14 protein-coding genes are annotated in these 18,882 nt (G+C 72.9%); 9 read left to right on the top strand and 5 right to left on the bottom strand.

Annotated features, from left to right (window positions below):
* On the top strand, positions 1 to 781 hold a 781-nt coding region (locus tag ACFV0T_RS25610), incomplete at its 5' end, for a hypothetical protein (protein WP_385783466.1).
* A gap of 117 nt (positions 782 to 898) precedes the next feature.
* Here the strand turns inward: ACFV0T_RS25610 and ACFV0T_RS25605 are convergent.
* Together ACFV0T_RS25605 and ACFV0T_RS25600 are read right to left on the bottom strand one after the other, a co-directional pair.
* Positions 899 to 1,219, bottom strand: a complete 321-nt coding sequence (locus ACFV0T_RS25605; protein WP_385783463.1) for a PqqD family protein — start codon at positions 1,217 to 1,219, stop codon at positions 899 to 901.
* Entirely contained in the window at positions 1,216 to 2,001 is a 786-nt protein-coding gene (locus ACFV0T_RS25600) for a hypothetical protein (RefSeq protein WP_385783460.1), read from the bottom strand. Before ACFV0T_RS25600 ends, ACFV0T_RS25605 begins: the two co-directional genes overlap by 4 nt.
* A gap of 1,118 nt (positions 2,002 to 3,119) precedes the next feature.
* Between ACFV0T_RS25600 and asnB the strand changes: the two genes are divergently transcribed.
* Genes asnB through ACFV0T_RS25585 form a run of 3 tightly spaced genes read left to right on the top strand, consistent with a single transcriptional unit; the run spans position 3,120 to position 7,749 of the window.
* A complete protein-coding gene (asnB, locus tag ACFV0T_RS25595) occupies positions 3,120 to 5,288 on the top strand; it encodes an asparagine synthase (glutamine-hydrolyzing) (RefSeq protein WP_385783458.1) in 2,169 nt (722 codons plus the stop codon).
* On the top strand, positions 5,285 to 6,508 hold the full coding sequence (locus ACFV0T_RS25590) for a diiron oxygenase (RefSeq protein WP_385783455.1): 1,224 nt from the start codon (positions 5,285 to 5,287) through the stop codon (positions 6,506 to 6,508). Before asnB ends, ACFV0T_RS25590 begins: the two co-directional genes overlap by 4 nt.
* The gene (locus ACFV0T_RS25585; protein ID WP_385783452.1) at positions 6,505 to 7,749 is read left to right on the top strand and encodes an MFS transporter; all 1,245 of its coding nucleotides are present in this window, start codon (positions 6,505 to 6,507) and stop codon (positions 7,747 to 7,749) included. Before ACFV0T_RS25590 ends, ACFV0T_RS25585 begins: the two co-directional genes overlap by 4 nt.
* Before the next feature lie 113 nt (positions 7,750 to 7,862).
* Here ACFV0T_RS25585 and ACFV0T_RS25580 read toward each other — a convergent pair whose 3' ends face one another.
* Positions 7,863 to 9,497 (bottom strand): class I SAM-dependent methyltransferase, encoded by a 1,635-nt coding sequence (locus ACFV0T_RS25580; RefSeq protein ID WP_385783449.1) that lies wholly within the window; start codon positions 9,495 to 9,497, stop codon positions 7,863 to 7,865.
* A 525-nt stretch (positions 9,498 to 10,022) separates the two neighbouring features.
* Here ACFV0T_RS25580 and ACFV0T_RS25575 point away from each other — a divergent pair.
* Complete coding sequence (locus tag ACFV0T_RS25575) at positions 10,023 to 10,772, top strand: hypothetical protein (RefSeq protein WP_385783447.1); 750 nt, start codon at positions 10,023 to 10,025, stop codon at positions 10,770 to 10,772.
* 105 nt (positions 10,773 to 10,877) lie between these two features.
* On the opposite strand, the gene ACFV0T_RS25570 is transcribed toward ACFV0T_RS25575, so the two are convergent.
* Positions 10,878 to 11,405 carry a GNAT family N-acetyltransferase gene (locus tag ACFV0T_RS25570; protein WP_385783444.1) on the bottom strand — a complete coding sequence of 176 codons (528 nt, stop codon included), beginning with the start codon at positions 11,403 to 11,405 and terminating at the stop codon, positions 10,878 to 10,880.
* Positions 11,406 to 11,580: 175 nt separating this feature from the next.
* On the opposite strand from ACFV0T_RS25570, the gene ACFV0T_RS25565 reads away from it, so the two are divergent.
* A complete protein-coding gene (locus ACFV0T_RS25565) occupies positions 11,581 to 12,234 on the top strand; it encodes an O-methyltransferase (RefSeq protein ID WP_385783441.1) in 654 nt (217 codons plus the stop codon).
* Between the two features lie 64 nt (positions 12,235 to 12,298).
* Here the strand turns inward: ACFV0T_RS25565 and ACFV0T_RS25560 are convergent, their stop codons facing one another.
* On the bottom strand, positions 12,299 to 14,062 hold the full coding sequence (locus tag ACFV0T_RS25560) for an FAD-dependent monooxygenase (RefSeq protein WP_385783438.1): 1,764 nt from the start codon (positions 14,060 to 14,062) through the stop codon (positions 12,299 to 12,301).
* 822 nt (positions 14,063 to 14,884) lie between these two features.
* On the opposite strand from ACFV0T_RS25560, the gene ACFV0T_RS25555 reads away from it, so the two are divergent.
* Genes ACFV0T_RS25555 through ACFV0T_RS25545 form a run of 3 tightly spaced genes read left to right on the top strand, consistent with a single transcriptional unit; the run spans position 14,885 to position 18,844 of the window.
* Positions 14,885 to 16,435 carry an FAD-binding oxidoreductase gene (locus tag ACFV0T_RS25555; RefSeq protein ID WP_385783436.1) on the top strand — a complete coding sequence of 517 codons (1,551 nt, stop codon included), beginning with the start codon at positions 14,885 to 14,887 and terminating at the stop codon, positions 16,433 to 16,435.
* Positions 16,419 to 17,558 (top strand): aspartate carbamoyltransferase, encoded by a 1,140-nt coding sequence (locus ACFV0T_RS25550; RefSeq protein WP_385783433.1) that lies wholly within the window; start codon positions 16,419 to 16,421, stop codon positions 17,556 to 17,558. Before ACFV0T_RS25555 ends, ACFV0T_RS25550 begins: the two co-directional genes overlap by 17 nt.
* 17 nt (positions 17,559 to 17,575) lie before the next feature.
* Positions 17,576 to 18,844 carry an acyl-CoA dehydrogenase family protein gene (locus ACFV0T_RS25545; protein WP_385783430.1) on the top strand — a complete coding sequence of 423 codons (1,269 nt, stop codon included), beginning with the start codon at positions 17,576 to 17,578 and terminating at the stop codon, positions 18,842 to 18,844.
* Positions 18,845 to 18,882: the final 38 nt, after the last annotated feature.

Genomic DNA, 18,882 nt, shown 5'->3' with positions numbered 1-18,882 from the left:
GGTCTGCCCGCCCGGGATTGCTGCGCCCGTCCGCCGCGACCGCACCCTTGTCTCAGGCGGTCCTGAGCGGTGTGGCACCGTCACGGTCGACGGGGCGGCCGGCGGTGGGGGTGGGAACGTGGGGCTGTTCGGCTCGCGAAGCCGGCGCAAGGGGATACCGGACGAGCCGGCGCTGCTGGCTGAGGCTGCCGCGAATCCCGGCGGCAGCGTCGCCGAGATCGACCCGGCCTATGTCGGCGACCCGAACGGCTACGTACCGCCGGAGGCGGTCCGCGGCGCGTGGCTGGTGGACGGCAGCGGGAAACTGACGGGTGAGTACCAGGAGAATCCCCGCCACGGGGTGCCCCAGGACGACTTCGGCAAGCTCACCGGTCCTGATCACTGGCTCGGATGGCTCGGTGACGATCCCGCGGCCGCCGTCCGCAAGGGCATCGAGGAGTCCTTGCGCGCCCAGGTGGCGGATGCGGTGGTCGAGTGGGTGAAGATCCTCGAAACGCCCCGGTTCCTCACGGGCGGGCGCCGGGATTCCGGCGACGAAGAGCTCATGCTGGTCACCCGCGCGGCACTCGCCGCGCCGTTCGCGTTGTCCGTGCGCACCGCGCAGCACGGGCGTTCCGTTCTTTCGGGGGTGTTCTCCTGGGCGGCGGTGAACCTCTCGCCGCCCGCGGTCCGCAGGGACCGGCGCTGGTTCGACCTGGGCGTCGGGCTGGACTGGGCCGGTGAACGGCTTCAGGAGCGCATCTACGAGATCGACGGTGCCGGCGGCAACGCCGAGCCGTAGAGCGGCAACCCCACGCCATGCCACGTCACGTCATGCCGTGCCTGCGGCTGGAGCTGCCAGGTGACGCCGCGGACGCCCGTGGGCGGGCAGGAGCCGCGCCGTCCGGGCGGCCGGGCTTCATGCGGCCGTATGCCACTCGATGACCTTGCGGGCGGTCAGGTCGGCGAGGAACTCGGTGACGTCGTCGAGGGCTTCGCGCGGGTCGATGCCGTAGGTGTCCACCAGTACCCGTGCGACATCCGCGACGCTGCGGGTGCCGTCGGCGGCGGTGTAGACGAGGGCCGCGGCGCCGTCCAGGAGCAGGGCGCTGTCCTCGTAGCCGAGGAGCACGTCCTCACCCGAGCGCCGGACCCGGATGCCGAGCACACGGCGGGGCACGTCGTCGGGGGTCATCGCGCAGGGCATAGCCGGGGTTGTGTCGGGGGCGGTGTCGTTCACGGGGTCTCCACTCGCAGGCAGATGTCCTGGCACAGGGCGAGGACCTCTCTGATCCAGGGCTTGGGGTCGGTGTCGTCGTAGCCGCGCATGGTCTCCAGCGCCCAGTACCGCTCGAAGGGCAGGAATTGCGGTGCCACGATCCGCAGCCGGTTGGGCCGCCACTTGGGCATGTGGCTGCCGAACTCGCCGTGGCTCTCCAGCAGCGCGTCCACCGCGTGGCCGAAGGCACGCCGCGCGGACAGGGTCGCGCTGTGCGTGTTGCCGGACTCCAGCTGGCCCAGCGCGTCCTCGGCGGCGTCGTCGGCGAGGTTCAGCGACCGCACCACCAGCAGCGACTGGAAGGCGGAGTCCGCCAGGCGCCGGCGCCGCTCGGTGATCCAGTCCTCGCCCAGCAGGGTCAGGCAGTTCGCGATCCGCCCCAGTGACACCTCCTCGCGCGGGGTCAGCACCTCCCCGGCCGGCGCGCGTTCGTACTGCGCCCAGGACACCTTCGACAGCAGCTGCTCGATCTGCCCGTCCAGCCAGTACGTCACCTCCCAGCGTCGGCCGTCCTGGTGGAAGGTCTCGCTGCACACGCCGGGCGGGTCCAGCGGCACCGGGATCGGCCGGCTGGTGGGGGTGTCCCACCCGCGGGAGGTGATGACGTACACGTCGTGGTCGCTGCGCGTGTTGTTCCATCCCCGGGCGGATGATCCGACGACCAGTGCCGCCAGGCAGCCGTCCGGTATCAATTCCCGCTCACGCAGGGGCTCGAGCCATTCGTCGGTGGTGACCTGCTGCATCGGCGGACCTCTCCCGTTTCGGCATGGGTGTGGTGTCCCTTTCGCGGCGCCGGGCGCGCGGATTGCGGCGATCGTACTCAGCCGCCCGCGCTGATCGGAACCTTCGCCCGCCCCCGCCTCCCTTATGAAGACGGCCTGCCGGGCGTGTATTCGCACGTCACCGGGCGGCAACTGTGCGGTGCGGCGGGCGAATCCCGATCGATAACGGATCGAAAAGACGGGTCACTAGTTTCCTCATCACAGCCGGTGCTCACCGGAAAGCAACACCGAGCGAAGGAGATTCCCCGTGAAGAAGTACACGAAGCCGTCGGCGAAGAGCGTCAAGCAGACCGCCGTCCTCAAGGGCAACACCTGATCCGCCACCGTGACGCACGTCGTGCGACGGTGCTGAGCTGCCGCGCCCCCCGGCTGGTCCGGGGGCCGGCACAGGCACCCGGCACCGGCAGGCGGTGACGGCACCCGGAGACCCCGAGGTGACCGCACCCCTCGCCCGACCGGGCACGACCCGGACGCGACAGCCGTCACCCGGCTCCGGACACCCGCGGGGCGCGGCCGGCGAATCCCGGCCCGCACCCCGCCCAGAACACCCCTGACGGCCCGGCCCACCCACACCCGGCGCCCGCCGGAACCCCGACCCGCACCCCCGGGCCCCCGGCACCACCCGTCCCGGATCCCGCCGCGAGACCCGCGACCACCCAGCAACCGGCCCCGGCCCGGCAACAGCCCCGGCCGCCGGCCCCGACACCCGGCACCGACCCCGTTCCCGGACCCGCTGCGAAACCCGTCCCGGAAACCGTTTGGAAACTCCTCCCGGACACCGATCCGGAACCCGCCTCGGATTCCGTCCCGGATTTCACCGCGGACCCCACGGCCGGCCTTCTCACAGGCCCCCGCACCATCCACCCGGAAAACACGCCTGACATTTCGTCAAACGAAGGAGACATCCCATGAAGAAGTACACGAAGCCGTCGGCGAAGAACGTCAAGCAGGGCTCCGTCCTGAAGTCCCTCACCTGATTCCCCCTGCGGGTGGGCGGTCCTCTTTCGACGGGGATCGCCCACCCGCATTTGCTTTTTTGTCCACGTCTTGCGAACGAGCCGGCTGGCTGAGGAGATTCTATGTGTGGCATTGCGTGCGTGGCACGGCTCGACGGGCAGGATGCGGGCCCGCAGGCGGACCCGGTGCTCCATGAGATGGCGCAGATCCTGGACCACCGCGGTCCCGACGACCGGGAGGTGATGCGGGACGGGCCCGTCGGCATGGCCTTCACCCGGCTCGCCCTGGTCGGCCTGGAAAGCGGCCGCCAGCCACTGGTCAGCGACGACGGCAGCCTCGTCCTCATCGCCAACGGCGAGATCTACAACCACCGGGAACTCGCCGCCGGCCTGCCCTCGGGCACCCGGATGCGCACCGGCTCGGACTGCGAGGTGCTGCTGCACCTCTACCGGCGCCACGGACTGGACTTCCTGCGCGACGTGCGCGGCATGTTCGCCGTCATCCTGTGGGACCGCGCCCGCCGGCAACTGGTCCTGGCCCGCGACCGGTTCGGCATCAAACCCCTCTACTACCACCGCGACGCGCAGCGGATCGTGCTGTCGTCTGAGATCAAGGGCCTGTTCGCCGACCCGGACACCCCCCGCGGCCTGGACTGGGCGCGCTCGCTGTCGGTGGCGATGCTGCCGGCCTCACCGCGCTTCGCACCGCCGCGGATGTGCACCTGGTTCGAGGACATCGACAGCGTCCCCGCCGCCACCGTCATGCGCATCGACCTGCGCGACGGCGCCACCACCGAACACCCCTACTGGCAGCTGCCCGCCGAGAGCGACGAACACACCGACGCCGCGACGCTGACCGCCCGCTACGGCGAACTGCTGGAAGCCTCCGTCGCCGAATGCGCCACCGCCGACACGGAACTGGGACTGTTCCTCTCCGGCGGCATCGACTCCGGCGCCGTCCTCGCGCTGGCCGCGGGCCGCCTGGACCACCTGCACACCTTCACCGCCCTGACCGGCGGCACCCACGCCAACGGCGACGCCGAGAACGCCCAGTGGATCGCCGGCGAGTTCGGCGTCCCCAACCACCAGGTCCTCTTCCCGCGCGAGCACACACCCACGCCGCAGGAATGGCTGCGCCTGCTGTGGCTGACCGAGACACCGCTGTGCGGACCCGAGGCCTACTACAAACACGAACTGCACCGCTACGCCCGCCGCGAGCGCCCGCAGCTGCGCGGCATGCTGCTGGGCGCCGCCAGCGACGAGTTCAACGGCGGCTACTCACGCGACCTGCTCGGCGAGGGCGACTGGCAGTCCTTCCTGGACAGCCTCGCCTACCTCGACCACCACACCCGCCTGGAACACGATCCGGCCCTGGCCCGCTGGTTCTCCGACGGCGGCGAACCTCTCATCTCGCCGACCGCCCTGCACGACAGCGGCGCCGGCGCCGGCCATGACGTCTACCGCTCCTATGTGGAGTCGGAATACCGCAAGGTGCAGCAGTACAACGTCTGGCACGAGGACCGCACCGCCGCCGGCAGCGGCATCGAGGCCCGCGTCCCCTTCCTCGACCACCGGCTGGTCGAACTCTGCGCGAGCATCCCGCAGCGGCTGCGCCCGCGCCTGCTGTGGGACAAGCGCATCCTGCGCGAGGCGATGGCCCCCCGCATGCCCGCCCGCATCGCCCAGCGCCCCAAAGGCCCCTTCTTCTACGGCACCGGCACCCGCCACGCCTACCGCATGCTCGCCCGCCTGCTGCACGCCGACGACCGCCACCTCGTGAACCGCGCACTGTCGGCGCCCGGCGCGGACGCCTTCCTCGACGCCGGCGCCATCCACCGCCGCCTCGACGCCCTGGGCGACGGCGACACCGACTCCCCGCAGGTCGAGATCCTGCTGCGGGCCGTCAACCTCGGCCTGCTCGCCGAGATGGCGGCGAAACCACCCCGGCTGGAAGACCTCTCACCCGGCACCGTCCTGAATGCCCGCCCCGGCCCCGCCGCACACGCCGCACCCCTGTTCACCCTGGACCGCCCCCTCGACCCCGCCCGCGCCCTGCGCCTGGCCGAGAACACGATGCTGCTCACCGACACCGGCACCACCTGGTTCCTGCTGCGCGAAGGCCAGATCGAGTACGAATTCGACGACGGCACACCGATCCTGCGCCTGCTGCGCCACCTCCCGGACACGCCGTCGCTGCACGGCGCGCTGACCGCGGCCGGCACCCGCCTGGACGACGTCCGCGGCGAACTCGACGAACTCCTCACCCAGCACCTCATCGGATGGGCGGCATGAGCACCCCGCTGCCCGCCGGCAGCCCCCACCACCTCTTCGCCGTCCCCGACACCGCCCCCCAGCCCTTTGCCCTGCCCGCGGCCGGCGCAGGTGCCTTCGCCCCGCCCGGACAGGCGGCCGGCCCCTACCAGCAACTGGCCCGCGCCCGGCTGATGCCGGGCACCGCACCCGCCCGGCCCGTGGCCGCCACCTACGCCAGCCGCTTCGGCCGCTGGGACGACCTGGCCGCCGTACGCCGCAAACCGCGGCGCCACCTGAGCGAAGCGGCCGGCCTCTACTTCCCGCCCGAGCTGTACCCCGTGGTCGCCCACCCCCTGGTCGCCGCCCGCGGAACGGCCGCCGTGCGCACCCTGCTGCTGCACCGCCTCTACGACTACCTCGACTTCACCACCGAACTGGAGAACCTCGCCGTCATCCCGGTCGCCTCGAAGATCGCCCGCGGCACCTCCGGCCTGCTGCTGCCACGGCAGATGCAGGCCGACGCCTTCAAGATCGTCACAGACGAGGCGTGGCACGCCCAGTTCTCCTACGACTTCGTCCAGGAACTCGAACACGTCACCCAGGTGCCGCGCGCGGCGGCCGGCCTGCCGGTGTTCATCCGCCGCCTGGACGAGATCGCCGCCCTGCTCCCGTGCGAGGTCACGGGCCTTGAAGCCCTGGTCTTCGCGATCGTCAGCGAGACCCTGATCTCCGGCATCCTCTCCGACCTGCCGCGCGACGAACGCCTGCCGCAGCCCGTACGCGACCTGATCCGCGACCACGCCGAGGACGAGGGACGCCACCACGTCTACTTCCGCTCCGTCCTCAGACATTTGTGGCCGGCACTCAGCCCGCGCGAGCGGCGCGCCGTCGGACCCCACATCCCCGCGATCATCGAGGCGTTCCTCACCCCCGACCACACCCAGACGGCGCTGCGCCTGGCCGCGGCCGGCCTGTCCGACGACGAGATCGTCCAGGTCGTCACCGAATCCTGGCCCGCACACGGACTGCGGGCCGCGATCGCACAGTCGGCGGCCCCCGCCGTGCGCTACTTCACCGAAGTCGGAGCCCTCGACGACAGCCGCACCCGGCACGCCTTCCTCCAGGCCGGCCTGCTCACCCCCACCACCCCCGACACCGCCCCCGACGCCCCGGCCGGCCCCGACGCTTCCAGCACGGGCGGCCTGCTGCACCTGCCCGGCGCGCGGGAGACGAACGCACCGAGGAGCCCACGGACATGACCGATGTGATCACCCCGCCCGCGGCCCCGCCGGCATCCGCCCTGTTCTGGCGGTTCTGGGCGGCCAGCGCCGTCAGCGGCGCCGGCTCCGCCGTCACCCTGGTCGCCCTGCCGCTGGTCGCGGTGAGCGTCCTGCACGCCTCCGCCGCCCAGGTCGCCCTGCTCGCCGCGGCCGGACAGGCCGGCTGGCTCATCCTCGGACTGCCCGCCGGCGTCATCGTCCAGCGCCACCGGCTGCGCGCCCTGCAGGTCGCCTGCGACCTCATCCGCATGGCCGCCCTCGCCTCCCTGCCACTGGCCTGGTGGATGGGACACCTCACCTACACCCACCTCGTCGCCGCCGCCCTGAGCGTCGGCCTGGCGACGGTGGTCTTCGACGTCGGCAACGCCACCTTCCTGCCCGCCGTCATCGACAAGAAAGACCTCACCGCCCGCAACGGCCTGATGTCGGCGACCCTCGCCGTCACCCAGACCGGCGGCCCCTCCCTCGGCGGCCTGCTGGTACAGCTGACCGGACCGGTGGGCGCCCTGTGCGCCGACGCCGCCAGCTACCTCGCCTCCGCCCTGACCCTGCGCACCCTGCCCGACCTGCCGCCGGCGGCCCCGAAACCCGCCGGCGAACACGTGGGCATGACCAGGCAGATCCGCGAGGGATGGCAGTTCGTGACCCGCCACCCCGTCATGGCACCGTGCATGTGGTGGGCGACCGCCACCAACTTCGTCGCCGGCGCCCTCATCGCCCTGACCCCCACCTACCTGGTGCGCGAGGCACACCTGTCACCGCTGCTGGTCGGCGTCCTCATCGCCGCCGAGGGGATCGGCGCGCTCGCCGGCTCCCTGGCCGCGGCCCGCCTCGCCGCCCGCCACGGCACCGCCCGCACCCTGCTCGGCGCCTCACTGGCCGGCGCCGTCCTCGCCCTGGCCATGCCGCTGACCACAAACCTGGCGAGCGCCTGCTTCTTCGCCGCCGGCAACGCCGGCTTCGGCGCGGGCGTCGTCATCGGCAGCATCGTCACCCGCACCCACCGCCAGACCCAGTCACCCCCGCACCTGCTGGCACGGGTGATGGCCACCGTCCGCTTCGTGTCCTGGGGCGCCTCCCCGGTCGGCGCCGCACTCAGCGGCCTGATCGCCGCCACCGCCGGACTGCGCCCCGCCCTGTGGCTGGTATGCGCGTGCGCCTTCACCGCCCCGGCCGTCCTGCTCACCAGCCGCGTCCGAGACCTGCGCGACCTCGCATAGGGCTCCCTGCCAGCGACGGGCTCGGCCCGGGGGAGAGGGCCGGCGCAATCCGCCGCAGACGCAAGGCGACGGGCCCCGGCACGCAGCATGTGCCGCCCTCGGCGCCCTCCTTCTCAGCCGGGCCGCTTGGCCATGACGACCACGCCCGGCCCGCTCCACTCATCCGCGGGAAGCCGGAGCTCGGCCACCGGCTGCAGCCCGGCCTGCTCGACCAGGGCCACGAGCTGCTCCGGCTGCCACTTGTGCGTGGTCCAGCGCACCCGCACACCTCCGTAGGCCTCGGTGCGCACCGCGTCCTCGTCGCCGACGTGTGTGCCGGTGATGAAGTACCCGCCGGGCCTCAGGGCGTGCGCGAAATGAGCGAGGACCTGAGGAAGGACATCGCGGGGGAGGTGGAACAGCGACCACCACCCGAGCACGCCGCCGAGCGATGCCTCACCAAGGTCGAGCTCGGTGGCGGAGGCGACGCGAAAGCGGCAATCCGGATGAAGACGACGCGCGTTCTCGATTCCGAGCCGGTCGCGGAGCTTGCCTGTGGGGATCCCGGCGACCGTCCTGCGAAACCGTCTGCCTCGCGTGCCGGGGCCCATCGTCTCGCGGCCGGCAGCGCGTGCGTCCGTGAAGTTGAGGTCCTCGATCGCCATTGCACCCACGCTGGCGTCCGTCGCGATCCGGATGAGGGTGCTGATCGCGGCGCGCAGCCGCCCGTCGCGTTGCGAGGCCGGCAGGCCCTCGAGGTCCAGGCGCACCGTGTGCGCGGGACCGACGGGGTTGCCGGCGGGATCCAGGACCCGGCAGGCAAGATGCCCGTCGTTCATGTCGACCGCGAGTACACCCTGACCCACAGCCGTCTCGAGCGACGGAGTCTCTGGCACGTCGGTCCGCTTCCACGACGCATCCACGTAGACCCGGTCCTTGACCGGGTCGTACGAAAAGTCGTAGCGGACCGCACGCGAGTCCAGAACGCGCTCTCGCCACTCGTCGGTGTGCTGCGAGAACAGCGAGGTCAGCGGGATCTCGTATCGGCCGTGCTTCGCGTTCGCGAGGTTCTTCAGCGGGGTGGGGAGGCGCAGCGACAGTACCGACATCATAGGGTCGACGCGCAGGGTCTCGTTGCCGAGACTGCGGCCGCTTTCCCCATCGGCGGTCAGGAAAAGCCGCGCCGCCTGCCACCTCTGGCGCCACTGCTGCGCTGTCAGGCCGGCAGTTTGCAGGTGGTGCCGATTCCTCAGCAGCCCGCGGCCGCCAGACACCACGGACAGATTGCCGGTCTGGATCCGGGCATCGATGTTTTGCAGGCGGGCTTGGAGGATCTGCAGCCGCTGCTGCTTGGCGAACCTTTCGGTCTGGTCCCTGTACCCGCGAGCCTTTCCGGCACGCTGTCCGACCGGTGCGACAAGGCGCTGCTCGAGCGCCGCTATCGCACGCCGGGTCGAAGAACGGTGATCGTGCAGGGCCCGCCAGGAAAGGTTCCACTGGTCGTTCGACGTCCGCGTGACAGCGCCCGCCCACCTCGACGAGGACTCGGCAGTCAACCACTGCTTCCGTGACGCACGTTTGTCGTCAGCGGTTCTGCCCAGCCGCACCCGGGCCGCGAGATCCTTCCGCGACAGCGAGCCCAGGTGATCGCCGACCTGCAGCAACACATCCAGGTCTTCCTGTGAGGTGCGCAGCCGGGTGCGTATCCGCACACCCGACGGCTGCCCCACTACCTTCGGTGCGGCGACGACGCGCAGTTCCTTGCTCATGCCGGCACCTCCGGAGGCGACAACAGACAGATCGAGGGCAGGGCAACGTCGGCCCGCAGGCCGATCGTTGGGCAGCGCACCGAATCCCCTCCCTCGCCAAGAAGCACCGTCCTGTGAACCTACAACCCGGTACTGACAACACGATGTCCACCAGCCAGGCCTCACTGCGACAGTCAGCCGCAGGACGTGCTGGGCAATGACTCCCTCGTCAATAGATGTTCAGAGAACGGCACAGCTGTCAGGTGAGCCGCGAACAGTTGCGAACCCCTGGGCCCCGCACCCCCCTTGCCCCCGCCGCCCGGCCCGGCCGGGGGCCGAGGAAGACCGGCGCTCTTGAGGGCGGCGCGAAGGCGCCGGGCGAGAGCGGCCGGCCACGCGGCCCGTTCACCGCACCGCAGGCCCGACACAAGCCGGCGACAAGCCCGTACGGCGGCCGTGTGATGTGATGCCCGCGTGCCGCTTCGGGCGGCCGTGCGGGCACCACGCTCCGCACGCCGGAGACCACACAGCGGGACGGGGGACGCCATGCCGAGCGGACAGGAGCTGTTCGCAGCGGACTTCGCCACCAGGCCGTTGCCAGCCCGCGCCCTGGTCCGGGAAGCGGACCGGGCCCGGCAACTCCTGGCCGCCGGAAAGTGGCGGCCCACCCGGGCGGACGCCGACGCCGCCGCCCACATCCTGGCCCGCCTCACCGCCCCGCTGCCCGCCCGCGGCGACGGCAGCGCACGTACACGGGCCACGGACCGCGACCGGCGTTTGCAGCGGACCTGGCGTACCACCGTCCACCACCTCGACGCCGGCGCCGTCAGTGCGCCCGCCGCCGCCCTGGTGGCCGCCGTCGCCCGCGCCCTCCTGCCCTGGCACACCGTCCCCAGCCCGCCGCCCGCCGCGGCGGCCGCCCGCTACCCCCTGCCCCAGGACACCTTCGGCGGCCCGGCGCCGACCCCGACCGAGGCGGGCGAGGCCCTGCTGCCCGGCCTGGCCCGCCTGTTCACCGCGCTGGCCACCCCCACCCCGCCCGAGACCGCCGCCCTCACACCCCCGGCGGTGCCGTGGGAGGTCCGGCACACGGGCCGGTTCCGGCATTACGCCAGACCCGCCCCCGGCGTGTGGACGGCCGACACCTTCCGCTGCCCGGGCTGCGGACACGCCGGCGGCCCGTGGACCGTGAGCGGCGACTGGCGCCTGATCACGCTGGGCTGCGCCTGCGGACTGGCCACCGGTGAGCACGGCCTGACCTTCTCCGAGATCTGGCTCTGCCTGCCCGACTCCTGAGCGCCCGCCGGCCGGCCCGGGCAGAGCACGACGCTCCACCCAGCCCGCCCAACCCCGGCCGGCCGTGCGCCCGCTGGCCGTGAGCTTCGGCTGGGGGAGCGGTGGTCAGAGAGTGATCCAGTAGCGGCGTTTGAGTCCCAGGGCGGTGGCGCGTACGTCCTCCAGGACGCCGCCGTTGGCCTCGATGGTGCGCGCGGAGGGGGTGTTGCCGTCGTCGCACGTCAACAGGACGCGTTCCAGGCCGAGATCGCGCGCCACGGGCAGGACACGGCCCAGCGCCCAGGTGGCGTGCCCGCGTCGGCGGGCCGAAGGGCGCACGCTGTAGCCGATGTTGCCGCCGCCCTCCAGCAGCAGGGCGTTGAGGCGGTGGCGTACGTCGATCGCGCCGAGGTAGGTGCCGTCCTGGACGATCCACAGGTGCGTGGCGTGCACTCTGTCCTGCGGCAGCGCCAGCGACCGGTCGGCCTGCGCCCGCAGCCGCTCCACCCACGCCTCGAAACCCGCGGCGCTGTCCAGGTCCGGCCCGGCCAGCCGCAGCCCGCTGCCGTCCTGGTGCGCACCGGGCCCCCATTCCTGGCAGGCCTGCATCCAGGAGGCGCGGAACCGGACGGCGGGCTCGACGAGTTCGGGCATGCTGCGGAGATTAACACCCGCGTTCATTTCCCCGGCAGGCCGCCGGGGAGCGGGCCCTTGATAAGGCCCGGCGGAAAATGCAGTGTGGTGTGACGCCCGATCGCGGGCCGGACGGGGCCGAGTTCACCCCGCAAAAGGATTTCCCCCGCCTTCTTTCCGAGAGAGGCCCACACCCATGAGGCAGAGCACCCTTTTGATGCCCGCCGACCTGCACGCCTACATGACCGCGCACAGCGTCGCGCCCGACGCCGTCCAGGAACGCCTGGCCGAGCGGACCCGGCAGTTCGCCGACGTCGCCCACTGGCAGACCGCCCCGGAGCAGAGCCCGTTTCTGACGCTTCTGGTCCAGACACTGGGCGTGACCAGCGCGGTCGAGGTCGGCACGTTCACCGGCATGTCGGCGCTCGCCATCGCCCGCGGCCTTCAGCCCGGCGGCAGACTGCTGTGCTGCGACGTCGACGACACCTGGACCCCCCTCGCCCGGGAGGCCTGGCAGGCCGCCGGCGTCGAGGACCGCATCGAACTGCGGATCGCACCCGCCCTCGAGACCCTGCGTTCCCTGCCGAATACCGCAAGCGTCGATTTCTCGTTCGTGGACGCGGAGAAGACCGGCTACTGGGACTACTTCAGCGAACTCGTCGCCCGCACCCGACCGGGCGGTCTGCTGGTATTCGACAATGTCTTCCGCAAGGGGCGGGTCCTGCACCCTCGTGGTGAAGTCGACGCCGCCGTCGTCGAATTCAACGAACGGCTCGCCAAGGACGACCGGGTCGACGCCGTCATGCTGCCGATCGCCGACGGCATGACCGTCGCCCGCCGTAAACCCTGACCCCTGTGCAGGGGCCGGGACCAGCCGGCGGGGGACGGGGGAGAAGGGGCGGCGGGTGCGGGGGTCAGCGGTGCAGCAGCGCCGTCAGCGCCCCGCGCAGCGCGGCGGCGGCCCGGCCGGCATCGTCCACCGGCTGCCCGTGCCGCCAGGCCACCACACAGTCCGGGCGCACCAGCAGACAGCCGCGCTCGTCCAGGCCGCCACTGACGCGCTGCCAGGAGCCGTAGGCGTCCCGGGCCCCGTCCTCGTCGATCCGCACCGCCTTCAGCGCGATGCCGAACTCCGCCGCGCACCGGCGCGCCGCCCGCACCCAGGCCTCACCGGCCAGCCCCGTCACCAGCGTGAACTGCCCCCCGCCCACCAGGTCCAGGGTGGACAGGCGGTGCCCGCGGGCATCCACCAGCCACGCATGGGGCAGTTTGGCGCCGGGCCGGGCGGACGGCTGCGCGTACAGGTCACGGTCACGCGCCCACCGCTCGGCCGGCCGGCCGTCGGCCAGCACGGCCGAGGAGACGTACCGCTGGTTCATCTCCACCCCGTGCGCACTGAACTCGTAGTGCTTGAGCTGCATCGCCTCGGCCAGCTCCCGCCGGCGCCGGGCCCCCTCGGCGGTCGGCAGCCGGCCCCGGCGCACCCCGGCCGCAGCGTCCTCGGACGCCAGCCCGTCGCCCAGGCCCAGCGCCTTGAAGAGCGGCACGAACTCGCCGGTGCTGCGGTTGGCACGGGTGACGACCTGCTCGCCCACGGGGACACGCTCGGCGCCGTAGCTCTCCAGCAGCCCCGCACCCGCCTGCCCGCGCAGCACCAGCGCCAGCTTCCACGCCAGGTTGTAGGAGTCCTGCACCGACGTGTTCGACCCCAGCCCGTTGGACGGCGGATGCCGGTGCACGGCGTCACCGGCACACAGGACCCGCCCGCGCGCATACGACGTCGCATGCAGGTCGTTGACGCTCCACAGCGAGACCGACTCGATGCGCACGCCGATGTCCTCGTCACCCAGCAGGCTTCTGACGATGCGCAGCGCCTCGGCGCCGTCGGGCACCGGGCCGCTGTCGGGGTCGTAGCCCCACACCGCCATCCACTTCGTCCACGGCCGGACCATGCGCAGCGCGCCCATCCCGATCCCGCCGATCCCCTCACCGGGACGCACCACCCAGTACAGGACACCGGGACGGTGCTCGACGTGGCGGGTCAGGTCGGCCTCGAAGACGATGTTCATGCTGCCGCCCTTGCCCTCCTCGCCGGCGAAGGGCAGCCCGATCTGCTCGGCGACCCGGCTGCGGCCGCCGTCCGCGCCGATCAGATAGCGGGCGCGCAGGGTGAACTCGTCCCCGCGCAGCCGGTCGCGCAGCAGCGCCGTCACCCCGTCGGCATCCTGCTCCAGGGAGACGAACTCGGTGTCGAAGCGGACCTTCGCACCGCGCCGGGCGGCGTTGCCCAGCAGCACCGGCTCCAGATACGGCTGCGGCAGGTCGAGCATCGGGCAGGGACTCGCCGCCGCGTACTCCGACAGCCGCTCCTCCTCCGTGCCCCAGGTACGGATCCGGGCGATCTCCTCGCCCGCCAGGCTGGTGCAGAACACGCTCTCGCCCATCAGGTGCTGCGCGGTGCCCGCCGCCAGCGCCTCGCCCTCGACGCCGAGGTCGCGCAGCACCTCCATGGTCCGCTGGTTGGTGATGTGGGCGCGGGGACTGTCGGCGACCCAGCCGTACTTGCCGATGACGGTGACGGGCACGCCGTAGGTGGCCAGGGCCAGCGCGGCGGTCCCGCCGGCCGGACCGCCGCCCACGACCAGGACGTCCGTGTCGAACTCGCCCTCACTTCGCATGCGCTGCTCCCGTCGAGACGAAAAATGTGCGCCGCACACCGCGAAATAGCGTCGGCGTATGCTCGCACCCGCATTCCCGCGGTGAAAGAAACCGGAAATATATGCGCCCCGCGAATCATGTGAATCCCGCGAAACGCCCCGGGCGCCCCGGGCGCGGTGGCCGGCCGTGAAGCGTTTTGGCTCCCGCGCGGGGGCCGCAAAGGACCGCGCCGCGAGACGGGGTGCGAAGCATGCGCGGTCTCTTGATTTCATCCTGCACACACCTGCGTCGCGTCATCTTGCACGGACTCGCGTCGCGCCCAGACCGGCGGCGGGGTGCGGCGGAGCACCGCCCGCGCGCCCCGGGTCCTCCCCGCCCGGGCGCACGGCCCCGGCACACCCGCCGGGCGGTGTGCGCCGGTTGTATCACGGCGCCGGGCGGCATGGCAGACGCCCGCCGGGCCGCCCGGCCCGGCTGGAGCCGGCCCGGGCGGGCGTGTCCCGTCGACAGGACAGCCCCCGCCGCCCGCCCCGCCCGCGTGCCTGTGCCGACGCGGGCACGGGACGGGGAAAGAGCCGCCCCGGCCCCGCTCGCCGGAAAGCCGCCCCGAATCCATCTCGCGGTTCCGCAATTCCCGGCAGGCCGGTATGTTCAACAGCGGTCGGAACCCGGAAATGAAACACAGAAGGACGTTCCCATGCCACCTTCCCTGCCTCGCGAAAACGCGGCCGGCTCCCTGGGCGCTTTTGCCGTGGAGCGATCGGTACGTGAATGGCTGCGCACGGAATGCGGCGCTCCGCACACCACCGCTTGTGGTGGTCCGCTGCCGTCGGCGCCGGCCCATGGACACTGAGACCATCAGCCCCGCCCCCACCGTCCCGGCTGCGGCTGCGGCTGCGGCTGCGGCTGCGGTGTCGGGGCCGGACGAGGCGGTCCTGGCGCGGTGCCTGCGGGCGGCCGGCCCCGGCCGGTGCCGCGTCATCACCCCGCGGCACGGGGACGGCATGGCCGGCAGCGGGGCGTTCCGGGACAGAGGCCCCTATATCGCGGTGTCGCCGGGGTCCGTCGACGAGGTCCGCGCGCTGCTGCGCGCGCTGGCCGCCGACGCCCCCCGCCATGGCGCGGTCCGGGTGCAGCCCTGCAGTACGGGGCTCAACTGGGGCTTCGGAGCGGACCGGCCGGCCGACGACGGCGCCGTACTGCTGCACCTGGGCGGCCTCGACACGGTCCGCGACCTCGATCTGGACCACGGCATCGCGGTCGTCGAACCCGGCGTCAGCCAGGGCGCGCTGGCCCGGCGGCTGGAGAACAGCCCCTACCTGCTCAACGTCACCGCCTCCTCCTCGCGCACCAGCGTTGTCGGCAACGCCCTGGACCGCGGCGTCGGCCTGCACCGCCAGCGCACCGAGGACATCCTGGGACTCGAAGTGGTCCTGGCCGACGGCACGATCGCGCACGTCGGGCGCTGGCCCCGGCCGCACCTGGCCCCCGCCCCCTACCCGCACCCGGTCGGCCCCGGACTGGCGGACCTGTTCGTCCAGTCGGGCCTGGGCGTGGTCACCGCGGCGGCCGTGCGGCTGCTGCCGCGCCCGCAGACCCACCGCGTGGTGCGCCTGGCGTTCGCCGCCGGCGATCTGCCCGCCGCGGTGGAAGCGCTGGCCGGCATCCAGGCGGACCGGCTGTGCGACGGCGTCGTCAAGGTCTTCAGCGCCCAGGCCGCCACCGCCTACGGCGGCACCGCGCAGGCCGGCTACCTGGCCTACGTCCACGTCGGCGGAGCCGCCCGGCTGGTCGACTGCGCCGTCGAGGTGCTGACCGAACGGGCCGCGGCGGCCGGGGTGTTCGGCCGGCCCCGCGTCTTCGGGCCGCACGAGCACGGCACGACCGTCGCCGAACACGCCACCCTGCGCGCCTACGCGGGCGACCCGTCGGCCAACGACGCGATGGTCCACGACATCTTCCGCGTTCCCGCCGACCGCACCGAACTGCAGGGCAGCGCGGGCTGGCTGTTCTTCACCCCGGTCCTGCCCCTGGACGGCGCGTCGGCCGGCCGGGCGGCCGGCCTGCTGGCCGGCGCCGTCGCCCGCCACGGCGCCGGGATGACCGCCGGCCACACCCTCAACCTGATGCCCGGCGGCTGGGTCGACCTGGTCGTCTCCCTGCGCTTCGAGCGCGACAGGGCCACCTCACGGCGCGCCCAGGCCCTGCTGGACACCCTGCACGACGCGTTCGCCGGCGCCGGGTTCACGCCCTACCGCCTCGACATCGACCACGCCGGCACCGCCGCCGCGCTGCGCGGCGAGCCCGGGGCGGAAGACCTCCTCGCCCGGCTCGAAAGCCTCCTTGACCCCCACCACCAGATATCCCGGGGACGCTATGCAGCCCACCGATGACCTCTCCCGCGCCGTCACCGCCACCCTCCCCGGCCGCCTCGACGGCGACGGCGACGGCGGCCCGCGCGCACACCGCACCACCACTGCCACCGACACCTCCCGCGCTGACCGCGACGGCGGTGACGGGAGTGGTGGCGGGAACGCCGGTTTCCCCGGTCATCTCGTCGCCGCCGCCGACCTGGACGGCCCGCAGGTCGAGGAGTTGCTGCGGCAGGCCGCCCGGCTGCGCGAGATGCCCGCCCGCCAGGCGCGCACCCTGCTGGACGGCGCGATCGTGGCCACCTTGTTCTTCCAGCCCAGCACCCGCACCCGGCTCGGTTTCGAGGCGGCCGCGCTGCGCCTGGGCGCCCGCGTGACGGGCTTCGCCGACCCCAGCACCTCCCGCTCGGTCGACTACATCGGCGAGAGCCTGGAGGACACCGCCCGGGTCGTCTCCGAACTCAGCGACGCCCTCGTGCTGCGCCACTACGTCACCGGCGCCGCCCGCCGCGCCGCGCAGGCGTCCCTGTGCCCCGTCATCAACGGCGGCGACGGCTCCAACGAACACCCCACCCAGGCACTGAGCGACATCTGGACCATGACCCGCCGCCTGGGCGGCCTGGCCGGCACGGTCGTCGCCCTGGTAGGCGACCCCGGCACCCGGGTGCTGCGCTCGCTGGTGCACCTGCTGGCCCGGATGGACCTCAAACGGCTGCTGTTCCTCGTTCCGCCCGCCGCCCCCCTGGACATGACGGGCCTCGACGCGGTCACCCACACCACCCTGCCCGCCGACCTCGCGGTCCTCCTGCACGACTCGGGCACCCCCTACGAGTTCCGCAGCGACGTCAGTGAACTCCTCGCCGAGGCCGACGTCGTGGAGATGATGCCCGTCGACGTGCCCTCCCTGGAGTCGCACCCCGCCGCTCTGAGCTCCCACGTGTACGTGACGCCGGAGCGCTACCGGATCACCGCCGCCAAGATCCGGGCGGTCGGCTCCAAAGCCCTCGTCCTGCACCCGGGACCACGCAAGGACGAACTGCACCCGGACGTCGACGACACCCCGGGCGGCCTGTACTTCGAACAGGTCAAGGACTCCCTGTACCTGCGGATGGCGGTGCTCACGCAGTGGGTGGCGCCCCGGTGAAGACTGCGAGGACCGACATGAGCGCACCCGCGCCCGCCCTGACCGGCCCGGCCCCCACCCCCTTTGACCCAGCCCCCGCCCCTGCCTCCGCCCCCGACCCGTCGGGCGGGCCCGCCGCGTCCGGGCAGGGCGGCGGCCGGCTCGGCCTGGAGGAGATCCTGCGCCGGGTACGGGAGCTGGCGCCGCGGATCTCCGCCCGCGCACGCGAGATCGAGGACGCCCGCCGCCTGCCCCGCGACCTGGTGGAGGAACTGCGCCGGTGCGGCGTCTTCCGCGCGACGATGCCCGCCGAGTGGGGCGGTCCCGAGCTGACGTCGATGCAGCAGATCACGCTCATCGAGGAGATCTCGGCCGCCGACGCCGCCACCGGATGGTGCGTCATGATCGGCATGGACTCGGGCATCTACGCCGGACACCTGGCCCCCGACGCCGCCGCCGAGCTCTACCCCCGCCTCGACCTCGTCACCGCCGGCTGGGTCGCCCCGGCCGGAGTGGCCCACGAGACGCCGGGCGGCTACCTCGTCGACGGGCACTGGCGCTTCGGCAGCGGCTGCACCCACGCCGACGTCATCGCCGGCGGCTGCACCGTCCACCGCGACGGCCGCCCGCTCCTGGACGACGCCGGCCGCCCGGTCACCCGGATCGTGCTGGCCCCCGCCGCCTCCTACACGATCGAGGACACCTGGCACACCACCGGCCTGGCCGGCACCGGCAGCTGCGACTACACCGCCCGCCGGCTGTTCGTGCCGGCCGAGCACACCCTCGTCCTGGGCGACGCGCACCGCGACGCACCCATGTACCGGCGCTCTGACACCCTCGTGCGCAAGATGCCCGGCGTGCCGCTGGGGCTGGCCCGGGCCGCGATCGACCACGTCCACCACCTCGCCGGCTCGCGCACCGAGGCGGCCGGGATGCCCTGGCGCACCTCACGCCACGTCCAGGCGGTGCTGGCCGAGTGCGAGATGCAGCTCAGCGCGGCCCGCACGGCCGTCTACGCGAGCGTCGAGGCGCTCTGGGACTGTCTCGCGGCCGGCGCCCAGCCCACCCGCAGGCAGCGCGCCGACGCCGCGCTGGCCCGCTACCACGCCTTCCACAGCGCCCGCACCATCGCCGCCGCGCTCTACGACCTCGTGGGCGCCGACGCCACGCTCCGTTCGAGAACGCCCCTGGACCGGGCGGTCCGCGACAGCATCACCGCCTGCCAGCACGTGGTGGGCCAGCGCCGGATCCTCGAATGGAGCGGCCAGCTCCTCCTCGGAGACGAACCCGCGGCGGCGTTCGTCTGACCGAGCCGACCGCCCGCGCCCGACCAGACGTAAGGACA

It is taken from the genome of Streptomyces sp. NPDC059582, assembly GCF_042735715.1.
GTDB lineage: Bacteria > Actinomycetota > Actinomycetes > Streptomycetales > Streptomycetaceae > Streptomyces.
This window is presented reverse-complemented; position numbering and strand designations above follow the sequence as displayed.